Annotated in this window: 17 protein-coding genes; 6 read left to right on the forward strand and 11 right to left on the reverse strand. The window is 43.7% G+C overall.

The window, feature by feature from the left end:
* On the reverse strand, positions 1-1,149 hold the full coding sequence (locus tag NEV57_RS14905; RefSeq protein ID WP_257659142.1) for a glycosyltransferase: 1,149 nt from the start codon (positions 1,147-1,149) through the stop codon (positions 1-3).
* 89 nt (positions 1,150-1,238) lie between these two features.
* Here NEV57_RS14905 and NEV57_RS14910 point away from each other — a divergent pair, with 89 nt between their 5' ends.
* The 5 genes from NEV57_RS14910 to NEV57_RS14930 all read left to right on the forward strand — a co-directional run bounded on the left by NEV57_RS14910 (position 1,239) and on the right by NEV57_RS14930 (position 6,420).
* A complete protein-coding gene (locus tag NEV57_RS14910) occupies positions 1,239-2,240 on the forward strand; it encodes a glycosyltransferase family 2 protein (RefSeq protein ID WP_257659143.1) in 1,002 nt (333 codons plus the stop codon).
* Positions 2,241-2,363: 123 nt separating this feature from the next.
* Positions 2,364-3,221: an alpha-1,2-fucosyltransferase gene (locus tag NEV57_RS14915; RefSeq protein ID WP_257659144.1), complete on the forward strand. Its 858-nt coding sequence runs from the start codon at positions 2,364-2,366 to the stop codon at positions 3,219-3,221.
* 256 nt (positions 3,222-3,477) lie between these two features.
* The gene (locus NEV57_RS14920) at positions 3,478-3,669 is read left to right on the forward strand and encodes a cold-shock protein (RefSeq protein ID WP_257659145.1); all 192 of its coding nucleotides are present in this window, start codon (positions 3,478-3,480) and stop codon (positions 3,667-3,669) included.
* 88 nt (positions 3,670-3,757) lie between these two features.
* Entirely contained in the window at positions 3,758-4,840 is a 1,083-nt protein-coding gene (locus NEV57_RS14925) for a fatty acid desaturase family protein (RefSeq protein ID WP_257659146.1), read from the forward strand.
* Positions 4,841-4,923: 83 nt separating this feature from the next.
* A complete protein-coding gene (locus NEV57_RS14930; protein WP_257659147.1) occupies positions 4,924-6,420 on the forward strand; it encodes an acyl-CoA dehydrogenase family protein in 1,497 nt (498 codons plus the stop codon).
* Positions 6,421-6,525: 105 nt separating this feature from the next.
* Here the strand turns inward: NEV57_RS14930 and NEV57_RS14935 are convergent, their stop codons facing one another.
* The 3 genes from NEV57_RS14935 to NEV57_RS14945 all read right to left on the reverse strand — a co-directional run bounded on the left by NEV57_RS14935 (position 6,526) and on the right by NEV57_RS14945 (position 9,632).
* Positions 6,526-7,428: a sulfite exporter TauE/SafE family protein gene (locus NEV57_RS14935; protein ID WP_257659148.1), complete on the reverse strand. Its 903-nt coding sequence runs from the start codon at positions 7,426-7,428 to the stop codon at positions 6,526-6,528.
* Between the two features lie 135 nt (positions 7,429-7,563).
* The gene (locus tag NEV57_RS14940; protein WP_257659149.1) at positions 7,564-7,968 is read right to left on the reverse strand and encodes an RrF2 family transcriptional regulator; all 405 of its coding nucleotides are present in this window, start codon (positions 7,966-7,968) and stop codon (positions 7,564-7,566) included.
* 59 nt (positions 7,969-8,027) lie between these two features.
* Positions 8,028-9,632 (reverse strand): Na+/H+ antiporter, encoded by a 1,605-nt coding sequence (locus NEV57_RS14945; protein WP_257659150.1) that lies wholly within the window; start codon positions 9,630-9,632, stop codon positions 8,028-8,030.
* A 137-nt stretch (positions 9,633-9,769) separates the two neighbouring features.
* Between NEV57_RS14945 and NEV57_RS14950 the strand changes: the two genes are divergently transcribed.
* Positions 9,770-10,162: a hypothetical protein gene (locus NEV57_RS14950; protein ID WP_257659151.1), complete on the forward strand. Its 393-nt coding sequence runs from the start codon at positions 9,770-9,772 to the stop codon at positions 10,160-10,162.
* Positions 10,163-10,297: 135 nt separating this feature from the next.
* Here NEV57_RS14950 and NEV57_RS14955 read toward each other — a convergent pair whose 3' ends face one another.
* From NEV57_RS14955 to NEV57_RS14985, 7 genes are all read right to left on the reverse strand, one after another.
* On the reverse strand, positions 10,298-11,257 hold the full coding sequence (locus tag NEV57_RS14955; protein WP_257659152.1) for an MraY family glycosyltransferase: 960 nt from the start codon (positions 11,255-11,257) through the stop codon (positions 10,298-10,300).
* 28 nt (positions 11,258-11,285) lie between these two features.
* On the reverse strand, positions 11,286-12,182 hold the full coding sequence (locus NEV57_RS14960; RefSeq protein WP_257659153.1) for an NAD-dependent epimerase/dehydratase family protein: 897 nt from the start codon (positions 12,180-12,182) through the stop codon (positions 11,286-11,288).
* A gap of 383 nt (positions 12,183-12,565) precedes the next feature.
* The gene (locus NEV57_RS14965) at positions 12,566-13,333 is read right to left on the reverse strand and encodes a glycosyltransferase family 2 protein (protein WP_257659154.1); all 768 of its coding nucleotides are present in this window, start codon (positions 13,331-13,333) and stop codon (positions 12,566-12,568) included.
* Between the two features lie 540 nt (positions 13,334-13,873).
* Complete coding sequence (locus NEV57_RS14970) at positions 13,874-14,995, reverse strand: glycosyltransferase family 4 protein (protein ID WP_257659155.1); 1,122 nt, start codon at positions 14,993-14,995, stop codon at positions 13,874-13,876.
* Positions 14,996-15,178: 183 nt separating this feature from the next.
* Positions 15,179-16,441, reverse strand: a complete 1,263-nt coding sequence (locus NEV57_RS14975; RefSeq protein ID WP_257659156.1) for an alginate lyase family protein — start codon at positions 16,439-16,441, stop codon at positions 15,179-15,181.
* A gap of 13 nt (positions 16,442-16,454) precedes the next feature.
* Positions 16,455-17,693 (reverse strand): glycosyltransferase, encoded by a 1,239-nt coding sequence (locus NEV57_RS14980; protein ID WP_257659157.1) that lies wholly within the window; start codon positions 17,691-17,693, stop codon positions 16,455-16,457.
* Positions 17,694-17,866: 173 nt separating this feature from the next.
* Positions 17,867-19,126: a hypothetical protein gene (locus tag NEV57_RS14985; protein ID WP_257659158.1), complete on the reverse strand. Its 1,260-nt coding sequence runs from the start codon at positions 19,124-19,126 to the stop codon at positions 17,867-17,869.
* Positions 19,127-19,166 lie beyond the last annotated feature (40 nt).

The raw sequence follows: 19,166 nt of genomic DNA on the forward strand, positions 1-19,166 counted from the left end.
CTAAAGACTATTCGTTATTTCATCCAATAAACGATTGAACTTTTCCATTTGCGACCGCTTCGAAAACGGAAAATCCAACTTTTTCTGTTTTTCAGCCTTAGGGCCACGGCCTTGGTGCATCAGGTGTTTCATTGCCTGTATGAAATCCGCGACATTCCACGACGGCACAATATGTGCATTTGGCGGAGAAATTACCTCATCGGCAGCGCCGAAATCAAAGCACACAATGGGAATATCCAAATACGTGGCTTCAGCCGCAGTCAGCGAAAAGGACTCTTCCTTAGAGGTAATCAGGAAACCATCGGCAAGGGCCATATATTGATAATATCGATCGGTTTGTTGTCCGGCGAAAATCACCCGGTCGGCATAATGCAGTTTTACCCAGCGCTCGATGTACAGCGAAAATGACGAGTCTTCCAAATTTCCCAGCCAAATAATCTTATACTTTTCACCCTGCAATCCCTGCAGGATAGCCGGCAGGCAGTCCAGCCCTTTTAAATAGGTAGTACGGGCGGAGGCAACCCATACAAATTCATCGTCTTTAATTTGTAACGATTGTCGGTTTATGGTTTTGGAACGAAGCTGGTCATCTATTTTATCCGTATCCAGAAAATTATGCTGTATCCATAATCGGCCCCGGTAGTCAATTGCTGTTAAATGCTGCCTGACGGCATTTGAACAGCACACAACACCCGTTGTCCGGGTTAAGATATTTTGCAGGTGGCTCCGTGGAAAAAAGCCGTATGCAAAAAGTAATTCATGCACGTGCGTAACCACTTTAACCCCTAAACCGGCAGCAATTTCATAGACTTGGGGAGGTATAGCAATGGTATTCAGGTACCAGAAATCTGCTTTGATCTGCTTTTGTAACTGATGAAGCTGGTAAGTAAGGAGGTCTCCGCCTCTTTTACGTATCCATTTCCGAAGTAGCTTTACCTTCCAGTTTTGGGTAAAGCGGTATGGTAAATAACAGGGAATATGATCGGGCACTTCCTGAACCAGCTCTCCTTTTTCGAAAACAAACAGGTGTGGATTGTAGCGCTCGCGGTCCAGTCCTCGTATGAATTCCAAAAGCATGATTTCAGATCCGGTACGACTGAAAAACGGAGAAAAGAAGAGAATGACCTTTTTACTGTTGTTTTGCTTCATCTGTTGGGTACCCGGGTAGCCAATGAATTAACGCATAAAGATAGCAATATTTTGCATCTTCGTAGAAAGCCAACGGATAAGTGAAAGTGATGAAAGAACGATTTGAAGCGCCGGGCATTACTGTATTAATGACCGTATATAACGGTGAGAAGCACATTGCTGAGGCGGTGGCCAGCATCCTGAATCAGGATTTTGGTGATTTTGAACTGTTGATCATTGATGACGGTTCTACCGATGGCACAGCATCCGTTATCGCGCAATTTAATGATCCCCGGATCAGGGTGCTCCATAACGGCGCGAATAAAGGGGTAGCCTTTTCAAGAAACAGCGGACTTTACGCAGCACGCGGACAGTATATTTCGATACTGGACAGCGATGACATTGCGCTTCCCAATCGGCTGTCCCTGCAGTACCGTTTCTTAACGGCTAATCCAACGGTGGCCCTGTGTGGCGGTCAGGCTATCCTCATTGACGGTTCGGGCAACCAAACCGGCACATTTGAGCAAGTGCCTGTCGGCAGCGAGCATTTAGCCATGCACTTGTTATTCAGGGATATTTTTATCAATCCAAGTTGTATGTTCAGGCGGTCGGTCGCACTTCAGCTGGGCGGGTACCGTGATCTGGGTGTAGCGGAAGATTTTGAGTTTTATTACCGGATGTCAAACGCCTATGTATTAGCCAATCTGCCCGATTTTCTCATCAAATACCGCATCCATCAGCACAATATTTCCGTGCTAAGGGCTGAAGAATCAAAGCGGGTCGAGCGAATGATATTTTCCGATATGTTCAGGCAACTGGGCCTTCATGGAGAAGAGCGGTTGCTGGACGTTCATCACAGCTTGTTTTTACGGACATGGGAGCGGTTTCGTCCCCGTGATTACCTGAATTTGCTTATCCGGTTAAATACCGCCAATAAAAACAGCAATAAATACGATATTGATGCATTTGCATCTTACTTGTTTGATCAATGGGTGATGATATTATCGCAGGGGAAGTCGCGGAGAACGGTTATCTTTACGTATTTTAATCCGGCCATTTTCCAGTGGAGATTCTTTCGGTGGCGGGTCTTCCTCAAGCTGTTGCGCAGGTGATAAGGATCAGCGGAAACAACAAGGGCAATAACCGATACGGCATGAATAACAAACGAGCTAACAGCTTACTACACACATCCGGATTTGCGAGATCAGTGATTCAGGAAAAAGAGGATCGGGTAAATGAAAATAGTCAAATTTCTTGGTGGTCTCGGTAACCAGCTATTCCAGTATGCTTTTTTTTGTGCCTTGCGACAAAAGTTCCGCAATGTCAAAACAGACCTGTCCGAATTCAGTTCATATCGGCTCCATAACGGGTATGAGCTGGATCGGATTTTCGGGCTCCAGCTGCCCCGGGCCTCCCCGTTCGAGCGGAAGCTTTTCGATCAGCAGGATCGAACGTGGATCCAACGGAAACTACGACGGCTGTGTGGCACCAAGAATGCCTATCAGGAAGAAAAAGTACCTTTTGGTTATGACGGATCCGTATTCGAGGACCCGAGGCATCGTTATTACTGGGGGTATTGGCAGCATATTGATTACATTAAACCGGTCGCTGACCAGCTTCGTGTGGATTTCCGCTTCCCCGCATTTACGGACCAGCGGAATGCAGCAATCGCTGAAACCCTTACTGCCGAAAACACCATAAGTGTACACGTGCGCCGCGGTGATTACCTGGGTGACCCGGTACTGGGCGGTATCTGCGACGAAGCTTATTACAACCGGGCATTGGCTTATGCCCAACGGCAACTCCCCAATCCACGATTCGTTTTTTTCTCTAATGATATTACCTGGTGTAGGGAAACATTCCGGATGGACAACACACTGTTCGTTGACTGGAATACCGGTACGGAAAGTTTCCGGGATATGCAACTGATGAGCTTATGTAAACATCACATCATCGCAAACAGCAGTTTCAGCTGGTGGGGCTCGTGGCTAAACAGCTCCCCATCAAAACAGGTGATAAGTCCATCAAATTGGATCACGAATAACCACCTTGATGTATCCGGCATTTTGTTGCCGGACTTTATCAAAATGTAGTGAACGGATAAAACGCAGTTCCTGAAGAAAAACAGGTCGCAATATGCAGCCTGTGTGCCATTGAAGCCGGTGGGAGCCGGTGTCAGCAGGCCGGAATACGGGATGCCAGATTAGTATACCAGGGATCTACCCGGACGGCTGGGAACACACAAAATTCCAATGGATTTATTTTTATCAGCAAACCATAACTGGTTTCCAATAATTTATTTCTACCTTTATAAGCAATTAATTAATTTTTTTATTTATTCAATATGCCATGCAAGAAGGCAAAGTAAAATTTTTCAATGAAACCAAGGGTTTTGGTTTTATCACTCCTAACGATGGTGGACGTGATGTTTTTGTGCACACTTCCGGGCTGAAAAGCCAAATCCGTGAAAATGATGAAGTCTCATTTGAAGTGGAACAAGGAAAGAAAGGTCCGAGTGCAGTAAATGTGAAATTGATTTAGTTCTATTTTTCAGATATTGTATTGACCATCCGGTGAATATTTGCCGGATGGTTTTTTTTTATATCTGTTAAATATTGAGAGTACTGTTATGTCCAAAACCAGCTTTAGTAGCACAAACAAACCTTTTGCACAAACCCTCCGCCTACGCGTAAACGATTATTTCAGGCAAAACAACCTGGCCAACACCGGAAACCGGAAATTATACATCAAAAGTGCGATCCTGGTATCCACCGCGGTCGGTATCTATTTTTCCCTGGTATTCCTGTCGATGCCCGTATGGATCTCCATCCTGCTGTGTATCGTGCTTGGTGTCAATTTTGCCACGATTGGTTTCAATATTATGCATGAAGGCGGCCATCAAAGTTTTTCCAAGAGCCGTTTACTAAATAACTTATCCGCCTATACACTCAATATGCTGGGCGGCACCATTTATTTCTGGAAACAGAAGCACAACATCAGCCACCACACCTATACGAATATCGACGGGCTTGACCACGATATCGACGTTAAGTTCATGCGTATGCATGCCGATCAGCCATTCCGCTGGTTCCACCGGTTCCAGTTCGCCTATTGGTTTTTGCTCTACGGCATTTCTTATGTTGCCTGGGTGTTATATCAGGATTTTGAAAAATATTTTTCCGGCAAAATGGGCGTTAAAGGAGAAAAAGCCATCATGCCCATTCGGCAACACCTGATTTTCTGGAGCACAAAGCTTACTTATGCAGCCGTATATTTCGTAATCCCGATTGTTTCAGTCGGGTGGATTCCTGCGCTTGCCGGCTGGTTGATTGCCGGTATCTCCTGCGGCTTCTGCCTCGCCGTCGTGTTTCAACTGGCGCATGTGGTAGAAAGCACCCAGTTTCCGGTGGCCGATGCCGAATCGGGCAAGATTGAGCAGGAGTGGATGATACACCAACTCCGTACCACTTCCAACTTCGCAACCGAAAGCCGGATCGTATCGTGGCTGCTCGGCGGACTTAATTTCCAGGTGGAGCATCATTTATTTCCCCGCATCAGCCATGTGCATTATCCCGCCATTAATAAACTGGTAAAGGCAACCTGCAAGGAATTCGGGGTCACCTACCTGGAGTACCGCACGGTGGGACTTGCATTTGCATCGCACCTCCGGCATATTTATAAGCTTGGCAAACACCCCGCGGTAAATACATAGGACCGCTTAACATCGTAAAAAGGCTAATTTTCTTATTTTTGTAACATGAAATACACCGCGCAGTAATGGTCGCAAATTCCCATATGGATGAAGCAAGCCCCTTGGGCGTTTTTATCGCGCGCTTCGAAAGCGCACTTCGAGACGCGTTCTATGAACACGCAGATATTAACCAGCTCAGTCTTCAGCGGGGACTGCCCGCCTCCGTGTGGACGCGGATCATGGATGCGGTGCCCCTATCGGTAGCCATACCGAAAGCATATGGCGGCCGGGGCTGCATTGTCAAGGAATGCCTGGCGCTGCTTTCCGCGGCTTCCTATGAATCGCTGCCGCTGTCACTTACCTTCGGCATTAACATCGCCCTGTTTTTGGAGCCGGTGGCCAAATATGCCAGTGAATCGGTAAAAGAACCCATATTCAGCCGGTTTCTGACGGACCAGTGTATGGGCGGCTTAATGATTACCGAACCGGACTACGGAAGCGACGCCCTCAACATGCGCACCTCGCACCGGCAGGAAGACAGTGGGTATCACATTAAGGGCGTTAAGCACTGGCAGGGACTTACCGGACAGGCAGATTTCTGGCTGGTAACGGCGAGGGCCCAGCTCCCCAATGGCGAATTGGCCCGGGATATCGACTTTTTTATTACGGATCATGCGGTGCCTGAACAGCGCATCGAAGTAAAGGAATTATACAACAACCTCGGATTGTACATGATTCCCTATGGGTTAAACAACATCGATATCCGGGTACCGGCCCAGCAGCGGCTGACTCCGCACAGCACCGGCATTAAAATGATGCTCGACATCCTGCACCGAAGCCGGATGCAGTTTCCGGGAATGGGCATGGGGTTCATCCGTCGGATGCTGGATGAAGCGGTGACCTATTGCCGCCAGCGTATGGTAGGCAGTGGCAACCTCCTGGCACTTGACTCGGTTCAATTCCAGCTTTCGCGGATCCAGTCGGCCTACACCATCTGCTCAGCGATGTGTCACCGCAGCACAAAAATCAGCGGCATACAGCACGAACTGGCGACTGAGGGCCTGGAGGCGAATACGATGAAGGCACTGGTGACCGACCTGATGCAGGAATCCGCCCAACTGTGTCTACAGGTATCGGGTGCCCGGGGATATAAAATCAGCCATATTGCGGGTAGGGGGATTGTGGATAGCCGGCCTTTCCAGATCTTTGAAGGCTCAAACGAGATGCTCTACAGCCAGATCGCGGAAATCGTTACCAAGAAAATGCGCAAGGAGAAGGAAACCAACCTACTTGCCTTTCTTTCCACTTTTGAACTGACCGGTACTGCAACGGATGCCTTCAGGAAACAGCTGGATTTCAGCCTATCGGACAGGCTTCCCCAGCGGAAACTCGTTGATCTGGGAAAAATTATCAGTCGGGTTATTGTAAGTAACTACGTATTGGCTATTGCGGAGCAGGGGTTTCGGCAGGATCTGGTGCAGAGCTGCATCGAAAATATCCGCATGGATATTGCCCACCTGGTATCCAATTTAGACCTGGATAGCCGGTCACGGGTCATTGACGACTACGCCATCGACAGCAACTGGGTGCAATTCAGCTGATTGGTTTTGTAACCTGCTTTAAGAATCCGGCAAGCTTATCTACAGCTTTTCCGGCTGAGCATGTATATATACATGCGGTAACGCCGGTCCGTGGCAACCGTTGAATTAATACAGGGCCGTGTAGATGGAGAACAGCGAGGTGATGATAATGAGACTGCCTACCGCGATAAAAAGCGTTTTCTTCGACACCTTCTTAACGATCAGTGCGCCGAGCGGCGCGGCCAGCACCCCACCGAGAATCAATCCCAGGATGATCTGCCAGCTGTTGATGCCTGTGAAATAAATCAGCACCCCGGCCGTCACGTAAGTGACAAAAAACTCCGCAGTATTGACCGTACCGATGATGGTACTAGGGGAATTTCCTTTCCGGATGAGGTTCGACGTAACGATAGGTCCCCAGCCGCCGCCGCCGATGGCATCCAGAAAAGCACCGAATGCCGCCAACGCGGGTGCCCCTTTCGTATTCTCTTTCGTTTCCTGTTGTTTTTTGAACGCCTTCAGCAGAATCAGCACACCCAGTATCAGCAGGTAAGCGCTGACATAAGGCCTGATCAGGTCGCCATCGATCACGGAACCCAGCAGGAAAGCACCCAGGGAAGCAAAAATCACCCCGGGGATAATCAGCTTAAAGAATAACCGCTTATCAAAATTGCCGAAGCGGATATGCGACAGGCCTGAAACCCCGGTCGTAAAAACCTCAGCCGTATGTACGGCTGCCGAAGCCAGTTTAGGCGGCAGCCCGTAGCTCAACAGCAACGTGCTTGAAGTCGCTCCATAAGCCATACCCAATGCACCATCTACCAGCTGGGCCAGGAATCCGGCCAGGATAAACCAGAAGAATGTTTCGTCGAAAACCAGGTCGCTGGTACTGGCATAAGGGAGGTACCGGACAACCACGATGCCGACTAATATCAGTTTCAGCAAAACAATTCCCAGGGAAATCTGCTTGGTGGTAATCCGGTTTATCTGTCGGATGGAGTATGCTTGTGCCTTCGCAAATTGATTCATATATCGTTCGTTATCGCCCGTTTTTCCGCGATCGACCGGCCTTTGGTACACCACTAAATCGACCTTTTTGGTCGACAAATATACGACACAAAACCATTCCTACCAAACAAGTAGGATATTAATTGAAAAAAAACACTACCGGAGTTCCGCGATCGATTTATCCAATACCGGGAGCATGGCCTGGCGTACTTCGCCGAACAATCGCCTGATCCGGCATGTCTTTTCATCAAGGCACTCCACGCATTTTTCATAGAAATTTTCTGAAACGCACGGAATTAGGGCAATGGGTCCATCAACAATCCGGATAATATCCGATACTTTGATTGATTCGGGGCTTTTCAATAGCCGGTAACCGCCTTCCGCGCCCCGCTCGCTCTTCAGTATCCGGTGCTGCCGCAATTCCCGGAGGATGTTTTCCAGGAACTTATAGGGGATTTTCTCCCGGTCGGCGATGGCCTTCGCCGATACGGGGGCGGCGCCTTCATTTTGATGCAGGTACAGCAGCGCTTTTATGGCGTATTTTGCCCGTTTCGATAGCATGATGCAAAGGTAATAACTTCTTTGCTATGGCTGAAATGGACGGCGATGCCGTGGATACCTCAACGCTTGTTCAGTCGCGCCTCTTCCAGATCGAAACTGTGCTCCAGGTCGCGGATAACCTGATCGTCATACCGTTTTTCCTGCGCAATCTGATGGAGCGACCGACGGCGCAGTTCCAGTAACTCAAGGGCAATTTTCCGCTTCAGCCGCCGCACGGACGCAAGCTCGCTTTTTTTCTCCGTTTCATTCAGGGCCAGTTCCGTAGCCTGGATACTGCGGACAAATTGCTCCTTGATCCGTGCAATGGTTTCGTACGTGGCCATCTCATCCGCGTAACGGCTGTCCATATGGGCCACCGACTGCTTGGCCAACCGCAGCCGGATAGACTCCGTCTGCTCCTCAATGGGCATTACCTCGTCAATCTCCTCCACTTTTAGCAGGCGAAGGAAAATGGGCAGTGTAAGCCCCTGGAATACCAGCGTCACCAGGATCACCACGAAGGTAATGAACAGGATCAGGTTGCGCTGGGGGAAAGGTGCGCCGTTCTGCAACACCAGTGGGATGGCCAATGCCGATGCCAGGGATACCACGCCGCGCATGCCTGCCCAGCCGAGGATGAACGGCAGCTTTAGGCCAGGGCTCTTCTCTGCCGCCCGCACACGGGCGCTCAGCCACCGCGGAAGAAAGGCGGCCGCGTAGACCAGCACAATCCGGATCAGGATGACTATTCCGGAGATGAGCAGCGCGTACCGGATGGCCTCCTCCTGTGAGTAGTCGCCCAGCTCCCGGATAATCACCGGCAGTTCAAGACCGATGAGGATGAATACAAAACCGTTAAGCAAAAAGCCAACGGTTTCCCATACTTCCTTCGTCTGCATCCGCGTATGATAGTTCAGGTAGTCTTTGGAACGAAAGGAGAGAAAAAGGCCCCCACTGACCACAGCCAGCACACCGGACCATCCCAGTTCTTCCGCTACGATATACATGAGGTAAGGCGCAATCAGCGTGATCGGCGTAGTGATGCTCGAGGATTTGACCCAGTAGCGGAGCACCAGGTAAAGGATATGGCCAATGACGAGCCCCACAAACACACCCATTACGGCCAGCACCATAAACTGCGTGGCCGCCTGCTGCATTACAAACTGCCCGGAGATAACTGCCGCCAGCGCAAAGCGGAATACCGTAAGCGAAGCCGCATCATTCACCAAGCTTTCCCCTTCGAGGATCGTGAGGCCGCGGCGCGGCATGTTAACCCCTTTCAGCACCGAGGTAGCCGCCACCGCGTCCGGCGGTGAAATGATTCCGCCCAGCAGGAATCCAAGAGCCAGGGTAAAGCCGGGGATAATGTTAACCGAGAAGTAGGCTACGGCCAGGGAAGTGGCAAATACCAGCCCGAATCCCATGATCAGAATGGACCGCTTCCATCGCCAGAAATTGTTCCATGACGTATACCAGGCGGCCTCAAAAAGCAATGGCGGCAGGAAAATCAGGAAAACCATATCCGGGTCGACGGTGATCACCGGCGTGCCGGGAATGAAGCTGATGGCAAGTCCGCCAATCACCAGGAAAATCGGATAAGAAATATGGATGCGTTGGCTCAGCAGGTAGAGCAGCGCCATGGCGAAAAAGAGTGCCAGGATGAGTAGGAGCCGATGTTCAATCATAATCGAAAATACAGATTTTCCGATAAAACGATGCATCTTCAAAAACAGTGGTAAAATAGCTGACTTATCCGACTTCTACGAAACTCGGTATAGTTATTGCGTATCCGGTCTCTAGTTAATCAAATTCAAGTATTTTTATGAAAAAATTTCCATTAGTTGCGCTTTTAGCGGTTGTAGTTACCCTTTCCTTTGTAAGATGCAGTAAAGATGATGATGGCGGCCCGGCCGGCTCACACCGGGTTGTTTTTAAAGCAGTAGCCTCTGAAAATGCCCAGATTTCTACCGTGGTTTATACCAACGAATCCGGCGACCCTACTACCGTAACCGGCGTTGATGTCTCCACCTGGACCAGCGAAGAACTGACTTTCCCCGCCGCTACACCTATTGTTATCGTTGGAGCAAATGGCTCTACCACCGACCGTGAAAACGGAGAGCTGACCGTACAGATTATCGTTGATGGCGAAGTGGTGAAAGAAAATACGTCTACCGGACCAATCTTGTCTGCGCAGACATCATTTGAATTCAAATAAACCAATCATTTCCAAAGCTGGCTGCCCAGGGGTAGCTAGCTTGTTTTTTCAGATGACAATTTAGGCTGTTTGTATTACATCCGGCTAGGCAATTAGCCCCGAATTAAAACGACCTTGATGTCCGATTAAGTTAGGCTAGATCGTTGTATATCGTTTTAGCAGATACCTTTTCCACAACACATAAAGTATCGTCAGTAAACCTAAAATCAACACGGTATATACGCCCTGTGTCGCCGCATCCTCTTGTGCGATTTGGATCACAAAAAGACCGATTAAAACTTGCAAGACGCCATAACTAAAAGAAATGAGCAAGCGGTTACCTCCCGCCTCATTAGCGAGATACTGATAGAGGTGGCTGCGATGAGCTTCAAAAATATTCTCGCGTTTCATCAGGCGGTGTGCAATGGTAAGTACACTATCCGCTCCGTATACTGCTAAAAAGAGTATATATACCGGATTACAGGTTTGTATAATGAGGCTGATTAATGCAAATAGCAAAATAAAACTCATGCATACACTCCCTACATCGCCCGCAAAACATTTCGCTTTTTGGCGGAAGTTGAAAAATGCAAACACACCATTCGCCAGGGCTACGCAATACAGCAATCGCTCATCGATAAACGGCTGCTGGCGATTAACCCACCAAAGGAGGAACAGAACTGCAAAGCTATACATGGCAGTAATACCGTTGATGCCATCCATGAAATTATAGGCGTTAATGGTCCCAATAATTAAAATCAAGGCTATTGGCAACATAAACCAAGGCAGCGCGAAGAGCCCTAATTGAAAACACATGAGTAATACCGCGATCAAGTGAATAGCTAAACGTATTCGGTTGGATAGTGTAAAGACATCATCCAAGAAACTAATTATCGTGATTGCTGTAAGGCCAAGAAAAAACCAGGGATAGTCAAAACCCGACCAGATAAACCACGCTAAGGCACCGAGGTAAAACACTACGCCACCGCCGCGTATAGTGATTTTAGTATGGCTACTCCGTTGATTAGGTTTATCGATGATATTGAAACGATCGGCGATGCGGAAGTAAAAGAGTTCGGCGATGAAAAGGAGTATGATGATAAGCCCGTAGATCATGGGGTAAAATAGTCAAGTTTTATAAGTGCTAATCGAAGCTTCTTAGAGTATTAAGCAACCCTTCACGCGCGGATATTGGCATTTGGTCAATTTTAAGTGCATGTTTTATTCTTTCGTTACTCACTTCATAGCTTTCTGTTAATTTTTTCAGGCGCTCACTGTTCAAGGGGAGCTTAAGCGAATCCCCAAGTTTAGCCACGCTGCGAATCAAATCGGAAGGGATTTTCCATAATATTGCTTTTTTACCTTTAGCTTCTCCAATCAATTTGATTAATTCATTGGTAGAAAGTGTCTGATCATCAGCTAAATTATACGTACCACCAGGTATATCTGGGTTTTTGAGTATCCGTTTGATGATGAACTGTAGATTACCGATAGATAAGAAAGAGCGTTTGTTTTCGAAAGCAGCTAATGGATATGGAATGCCTTTGCTCACTACGTTGTATAGTAAGTTAAGATTACCTTTGTTGCCTGGCCCGTGAATCATACAGGGGCGAAAAATAAATAAGCGTTTGGCGGCGGGTAACAATTGACTGTTTAAGTATTGTTCGGCTTGCCACTTCGATTGTCCATAAGGCGTTTGCGGACAGGAAACAACGCCTTCATCTAATACACCTACTATCGTATCCACAGCGGCTTTCACGCTACTAAAATAAATAAAATCTCGGGCGTTACTTTGCAAAAATCGCTCAAACAACTGCTTGGTTAGCCCCGTGTTGATCTCAAAATATTCTTGTGCAGCACTCGTGTTTTTAGTGTCGTGAGCTTTGCCGGCGAGATGGATAATTGCATTGCATTGAGTATGCAAGTTTTGTTCCCATTCGTCCCGTAGCGACAAACGTATTATTTCAAAGCCGTTCTCCGCAAGGAAAGGTTGAAGATTTTGGCCTACGAAGCCAGAAGATCCAGTAAGAATTATGCGCATAGTAACCTTTATATGAAACGGAAATTATACTTGTTAAGTATTTAACTAACCTGAACAGGTTTTAATATACATGATTTTCGCGAGAACTATTAATATTTTGTTTTATTTCAAAGAAAATACTAATTCGAACTGATAAGTAATTATATGAATTAGTCGCGGCTTAATCTGACAGTTACGATTAGAGACTGTCAGATCAAGTAGTGGCTATTACATTTTATCCTAATTTTGTAACTCTTGAGTTGATTTTGGTTGCCCGGTAATCCGATTTATATTCTATACGGAGTTGATACCGTGTTGGCGATTATTTATCGGATTTTTCAGAGGGAAAACATTCTTAAGCGCGTAGGGCTTGCTCCAGTATAAGTGCGGCCATATTTTTAGCCTCATCTTCTGAACAACCTAAGTACGATGTAGTTAACGATATAGTATAGTGACAAATGAAAAGATTGCTTTTCGATGTCCCTGTAAATATGCCAATGATACTTAACCAGCTTCCACTTATTACTTGAAATAGAATTTCTTCTTATCCTGTATTTAGCTAATATCTCAGGAATACAATAAGCAAATTCCACTTTTTTTAGCAATTGAAGCCAAAGAGTATAATCCTGGCGATTACGGATGTCGATCATGTATACCTTACCAAAACATAAAGTATCGTACATTGCAGTTAAACATCCTATCTTATTTGACTTCATCGTGGATCGATAGGTGACTTTCGCAGGAAAATAATCCATCCTTTTTAACAACGATCCGTCTTCGTCGATTTGCTCATAAAAAGAAAAGGTAAACGGTGCCGCAGCGGAAGTCATAAACCGCAACTGTACTTCTAATTTATTTGGAAGCCATACATCATCGCTATCTAAAAAAGCAATATAACGTCCTTTCGCCGCCTCTATACCTCGGTTGCGCGTTTGTGCAGGACCTAAATTCGTTTTGTTTCTAATTAAGTGAATACGCGCTTCCGTTCGTTGATATTGCTCTACAATTTGGGGGCCGCTATCCGTGGAACCATCGTCAATGATAAGGAGCTCCCAATTTTGATACGTCTGTTGAACTACACTGTCTATTGTTTCGCTAACATACCGCGAGCCATTATAAAGTGGTGTTATTATAGATATGCAAACGTTATATTCATTCGTACGATTTTCCATCTTGATTTTGGCAACAACAATATTGGGCTATTAAAATTGTACAAAAGTAGATAAAATTACATTTAAGCCTATGATTATTCCGCCGGGGTTTTAATATAATCATATTGCAACCTTCTATAATCCCTCCCTGAAACTCAGTAATTACTGGACAATCCAATTGGCCATTTCCTTTTTGTAAAGCGGCTGTATAGCTTCTTTATAACATCCTTAAGCATCCCGCTGATCAGCCACCGACTTCTTCCCCCTCCAGTTGTCGTAGCCAATATAGCTTCAGAATACCTAAGTCTTCTTTACTTCTTCCATTTGAAAAAGTGGCCTGATAAATACCTAATTTGCCGGCAGCCTCCATCTACATGGGTATCCGTCTGCGGTTGCCGAAACGCAAACGTTGCATTTCATGAATTTCGATTTTTCATGATACAATTTACGTTGTTTTAGACACTCTTGTCCCCTTTCATTTAATTTAGGAAAGTCTCGTTTTCCGAGGGAATATTCTATATCAAAGTATTTTCAGAGGATTCCAATTCTAGAAATGTAAAGTCATAATATTTCATTATACATTTTTAAATATGATTTTGAAATTTTCTCCCAATTAAACTGTTGTATATCATTAAAGTTAATCTCATAATTTGGATAATTACTAATGATGGTCATGAGCCCCTCCTTAATAGACATAACAGAATGTGGATTAACTGTTTCGCCAACATTTTCGAGAATGCCATCAATTGCCTCACCTTTTCCCATTAAGATCGGCAATCCTTGGGATAACGCTTCAATATATACAAGTCCAAAAGTTTCATTATACGAAGGCATGGCAAAAATATGGTTTTCTCTAAATATTTGGATTAAATCATCTGTATTTTCGACGAGCCCCTTATATTCAATAAAATCATTTTTCTGAATTAATTGCATAATTTTTCTTTCCATCCTACCTCTTCCTCCAACAACACAGAGTCGTATCTTAGGAAACAGTTCTCTTAATTGTATGATAGCGGCTATTAGCTCTTGAAGCCGTTTTCTTTTAATAAATGTGCCAACGTACAATACTTTATTGGGCATTAAATCTCTCTTGGGCAAGTTATTGTCTAACCAGATTCTATTAACTCCGTTATATATTGTGCAACTCTTCGAGCGAACAAGTGAAGAAAAACATCTTAGAAAGTAATGAGAAAGAAATTTCTTTTCTATCGCCTTACTAATAAAAATAATTTGGTGTGCGTTTTTAACCACTTTAAGTGCCAGAAGAAGAAGGTCAGGTCTAAACTTAAGAAAGACATCAACATCTGTGCTCCTCACAGTCACTATGTAAGGTATATCATATTTTTTAAAAATCTTATATGCGAGAGCTCCGTCACTAAGTAAAGTAGTTGCATGGCTTAGGCCAATACCTTTAACTTCGATCTGATCAATAAGGCTCCTGAATAAAAAGTTTATTTTAGTATTAAATAGTAGCCTATGATATGTCCTTAAGAGGCCAGAATATATTATTGATGATTTCTCTGTTTTAAAAGAGAAATCATTTTTCTGCATTCTTCTCCGGTCACGCATGGGACTAAAAATTACCTGTCTTACATTATGGATATCAAGCTGCGTATATAGTTCTTTGTAGACCCCTGAACCCAGAAAATCATTGCAAATATGTAAAATCGCTTTATTTTTCACGTTAAGCCAGTTTTGTAAGAATGATATAATCGTAATATCCCTTCGTGTTGACTCCCATTTAATTAAGATAAGTTCTAATACGATTAATTTAGGAATAACATAAAGAAGCACCTAAAACACAATGTAATATCGCTCTAATATTTGAATCGCTGCCGGTAACAATAAGGAATCAATCAGCTGACTTTAATATTGTCCTTCTGTCAAAACCATCATTGCATTCTGATTCGCCTGGGCCGCATCTGCCGATCTTGACTTAGACTCATGTGAATTTGCTATTACATTCGAGCTTTCGTTTTTCGAGGTATTGAGTCGATTATATTTACGAGAAGCCCTGCTCCTGATGCCTGAGAATGCGCGGTTTAAATCGCCCCCCTTTATTTGCTGATAGGTCCATTCTCGATCATTGTCCGCATATTGTAATAGCCATTCGTAGCCCGTCCGTATACTTTTCCCAGAAGGGGTTCGATAATTCCATAAGTCAATATTCATATGCTCCGCTAGACGCGCTATGCGAAACCAATAGTTCAAATTTGCAGTACTATAGCTCCACGCGTTTGTCCTTGATAATTCTTTCGGCTGACGGCCATCTTGTTCAAACTGGGTTTCTATCAATTCTGGGATTGGTCCTTTAAGTGCCTCTAGTGCTCGCGATTTGTTCCCGGTAAATAAGGCGTAAGTAACAAGCTGCATGTAATATGCCGTTCCTATATTATTTTCTAGCATTCTCGCCCCCTTGCCAATCTCACTGGTTGTCATCCAATTGAGAAATTCGCTAAACCATCCTTTCATACCACTCAGATCATTCTTGGTAAAGCTCTCCGAAGCTGACAATAACTGAACGCCGTCAATTAGATCTACAAATGATCTCGTATCTATTAACCCTTCTTTTCTTCCCTCCGATACACCTGGAATTACCTGGGAATGGTTCAGATTTGGATTCATACGTGTATCACTATTCAGAAACCATGTACGTAATCGTCTCAAGCCGTCAGCAACGTACTTTTCTTCGCTAGTATAATAATAGGCAACACCCAAAATCTTAATGGCTTCACTAAGTTCATTCATATAATGAAAATCCCTTATTTTACTCACTTCAGGATTTACGTTCCCATCCTTGCGGATATAAGGGATGCCCTTAGGCTTAGTAGGGTCTGGCCACCAATATGTTCCTCGACTTAAGTAATCGTGCTTATTCCCGCTCGGCGGAACAGCAGGTTTCTGCATTACTGAGTGCACAGGTGTCTCCATAACACTATCCGCTTGGCGAACTATATTATCCAAAGCGCTTTGCAAAACTGCGTTGCCTTCTTCGATTTTAGTCTTATTTTCCTCCATCAAGGAAGACTCTATCACAAACGTCCGTTGGGTTTGGCAGCTTTGACATCCGATAGGAAAAAATAAAAACACTAAAAAAACCAGAGTAATATCATTTTTATTGAAATTCATATTTATGTATTATCTAAACGTTATATCCCTCCAAACACTCCGGTACTAATTCATGAATAAAGTTAACTAGTTGTGTATAGTTTGTATCCGCATTAAAACTGTTATACCAAGTCTCATAAGCGTGCTTTCGTTTATTTACGTAACACGGACTTTTAAATCTTTCCAAAAGTCTTGCCAATTCTTTCATCGAAAAATCCCGATCAATTAAATATCCATTTTTCTCATTAATTATTTCATTTACTCCCCCGACGTCAGTACCAATTGCAGGTATCCCAAAAGAGAAACACTCCATGATGGTAACCGGTAAGCCCTCGTGAGTAGAAACGTTAACGAACCAATGAAAATAATTCTTTTGATATATCTCTATTAAATCCTCTTGAGCCATTTGTCCATGCAATGTAACATTAATGTTTTTATTGGCATGTTCTGTAATGTATCTTTTAAGTTGGGGCATTGATTCACCATCACCTATATGGTGCCATTCAATTAATATATTTGGATTCACCTGATTTAACGCATCTAAAATTAGGTGCACCCGTTTTAGTGGATATACGTGACTACAACTAACGATCTTTAGTATATTTCCAAAATAAATTGTACAATTATGCGTTCTGTTTATTACTCCTAAGTAGCTTAGTCGTACTTTCTCTGGAGATAAATTATAGTGTTCACGCAGTAGGTGCTGTATATCGCGCGATATGGGAAGCAGGTAGTCTGAAGAATTATAAATTGCCTGCCTAATAGGCAAGAAGCCTTTATTTCTATCTAAATAGAAGTCTGCGCCGTGCATTCTTGTTAGCTTAAAAAAATTGTCACAAAGCGAACTAGTAAACAATGGAACTTCTGCCCAATAAGAGTAAAGAATAGAATCTTTTGGTAAGTCCTTCCGCATACGACGAAATTTTTTAACTGAAAGACGATAGATCAATAAGGAATTAAACCACTTCTTTAGTTTAAATCGACTGTGATATACTTTTTGTGAGAAAAAATCAGAAAAATAGTCTCCAAATCCACTCCCATTAAATAAACCCAAAATCACTCTGGTAAGCCCCTGGGGCAAAACGACATCCCAGACCCGTACGTTGGGCGGTGTATTCCTAATATTCAAATTACCATATGGATTGTAAAGAGGAACTATATATACCTTATCGAAGCCTTCAGCTAAATAATTTAATTCGTTCTCAAAATACGTTTCTCTACTACCATAAGGATACGAAGCAGTAAAGCAGACTATTATCTTTTTATTTTTCATAGTATTTGAATAATGAGCCGTCCCATTTTTCAATTAACTTACGTATGCCCTAACAGATCTAATTCCTAACTTAAGAGTTTAAGTGTCGTTTGAAATAATCAAAGAATCAGATAGCTTTTAAATTTAAACCCTCATATTTAACTAAAATTCACCTATCAAAAGTCTCACAAGATTTAGCTATCGTTCCTCAAAGACAATCGCCGCTCAACTACCGTTGCCATCAAAAACAATGCGAAATATTCACTTGCTGACACTAGTCCCTTTATGTGAAAAATGCAAATCCAAAAAAACATAAAAAGAAAAGCCTTTTTTACAACACCACGACTTGTATTTTTTATCAAAACCCTATATAGTAAGAATTGTGCGACGAAGTAAACCAAAGTAGCTATGATCCCAAAATAAAATATCAGCCGTACATATCCTACATCCGACCCCATATAATAGCTCCCATCCTTATTTATCATTAACCCGTCACCGACAAGCCAAGTATAAATATTATCTGGGAAAACATACATACTCAAAGTTGCATCAGAAGATGTGGTAGTTAGTTCCCCAGAATCAAAATAATTGATGAATAATTCAAATACAAACCTAAATATGATTTCAAATCGCTCCGGTCCTAAAAAATAATTCCCCAAGGAATAAAAAAGAAGAAACATGACGATTAGAGTAGGGACACCAATATATATTAGTCGGAAAAAGTTTTTTTTGTCAATATAAATAGCTAATAATACTCCTAAAAAAATAGCAAGGAAAAAAAACCTTCCCGTCATCACACCAGCCAAAGCAATAAGGCTCAAAGAAACAATATATTTAACACGTTTTCCGTAGAATGCCGAATCTTTGCAATAGGGCAATACAATCAGAATAAGAAAAGCAAAGCCATACTTTACAACACCAGAGAAAAATGCTGCTCCCCACCCAATAAATCGTTTGGTCAATAGATTCGTACGCACAAAGAGCCCCCGGTTTACTTCCTCATTCAGAACCGACAAATAGAAATCAAATGCAGCTGAGCTTACAAAAAAAATAAGCGAAATAATCGCCTGTATTACAAACAAATAGACAATTAAATCAAATATTTTTACAATCGAGAAGGAGTTTCCGTATTGTTTTAATCCTAAGAAGATGATGAGCAGAGCCGATAAAAAATTAAAATAGATATCTAATAACTGTATAAACAAGTAAGAATCACTGCCATTGGGCCCATTAAGTTTAGCGATAAGAGTTAATATAATGATAGCGAGATTGATGAACATTACCGACCAAACCTTCTTGTTGGTAAAAAGATGGGCGTGTCCAAATTTGGGAAGAAGAAAAAGTAACATCAATCCCAATAGTTGAAGAACACGGTCAAGCGGCAGCGGAAGATATTTTATGAATACCGGAAATAGGTAAAAAAATGCACATACTATTAAAATCAGGTTTTTCATGTATGTTAACAAAGATGCTCTCAGTGTGTTCAGTGGTGTT

This window comes from Parapedobacter lycopersici (assembly GCF_024643285.1).
GTDB classification, from domain to species: domain Bacteria; phylum Bacteroidota; class Bacteroidia; order Sphingobacteriales; family Sphingobacteriaceae; genus Parapedobacter; species Parapedobacter lycopersici.

Bases quoted from the DNA above. Each gene is read 5' to 3' on its own strand.
- NEV57_RS14905 (WP_257659142.1), bottom strand. From the start codon at position 1,149: ATGAAGCAAAACAACAGTAAAAAGGTCATTCTCTTCTTTTCTCCGTTT.
- NEV57_RS14910 (WP_257659143.1), top strand. From the start codon at position 1,239: ATGAAAGAACGATTTGAAGCGCCGGGCATTACTGTATTAATGACCGTA.
- NEV57_RS14915 (WP_257659144.1), top strand. From the start codon at position 2,364: ATGAAAATAGTCAAATTTCTTGGTGGTCTCGGTAACCAGCTATTCCAG.
- NEV57_RS14920 (WP_257659145.1), top strand. From the start codon at position 3,478: ATGCAAGAAGGCAAAGTAAAATTTTTCAATGAAACCAAGGGTTTTGGT.
- NEV57_RS14925 (WP_257659146.1), top strand. From the start codon at position 3,758: ATGTCCAAAACCAGCTTTAGTAGCACAAACAAACCTTTTGCACAAACC.
- NEV57_RS14930 (WP_257659147.1), top strand. From the start codon at position 4,924: ATGGATGAAGCAAGCCCCTTGGGCGTTTTTATCGCGCGCTTCGAAAGC.
- NEV57_RS14935 (WP_257659148.1), bottom strand. From the start codon at position 7,428: ATGAATCAATTTGCGAAGGCACAAGCATACTCCATCCGACAGATAAAC.
- NEV57_RS14940 (WP_257659149.1), bottom strand. From the start codon at position 7,968: ATGCTATCGAAACGGGCAAAATACGCCATAAAAGCGCTGCTGTACCTG.
- NEV57_RS14945 (WP_257659150.1), bottom strand. From the start codon at position 9,632: ATGATTGAACATCGGCTCCTACTCATCCTGGCACTCTTTTTCGCCATG.
- NEV57_RS14950 (WP_257659151.1), top strand. From the start codon at position 9,770: ATGAAAAAATTTCCATTAGTTGCGCTTTTAGCGGTTGTAGTTACCCTT.
- NEV57_RS14955 (WP_257659152.1), bottom strand. From the start codon at position 11,257: ATGATCTACGGGCTTATCATCATACTCCTTTTCATCGCCGAACTCTTT.
- NEV57_RS14960 (WP_257659153.1), bottom strand. From the start codon at position 12,182: ATGCGCATAATTCTTACTGGATCTTCTGGCTTCGTAGGCCAAAATCTT.
- NEV57_RS14965 (WP_257659154.1), bottom strand. From the start codon at position 13,333: ATGGAAAATCGTACGAATGAATATAACGTTTGCATATCTATAATAACA.
- NEV57_RS14975 (WP_257659156.1), bottom strand. From the start codon at position 16,441: ATGAATTTCAATAAAAATGATATTACTCTGGTTTTTTTAGTGTTTTTA.
- NEV57_RS14980 (WP_257659157.1), bottom strand. From the start codon at position 17,693: ATGAAAAATAAAAAGATAATAGTCTGCTTTACTGCTTCGTATCCTTAT.
- NEV57_RS14985 (WP_257659158.1), bottom strand. From the start codon at position 19,126: ATGAAAAACCTGATTTTAATAGTATGTGCATTTTTTTACCTATTTCCG.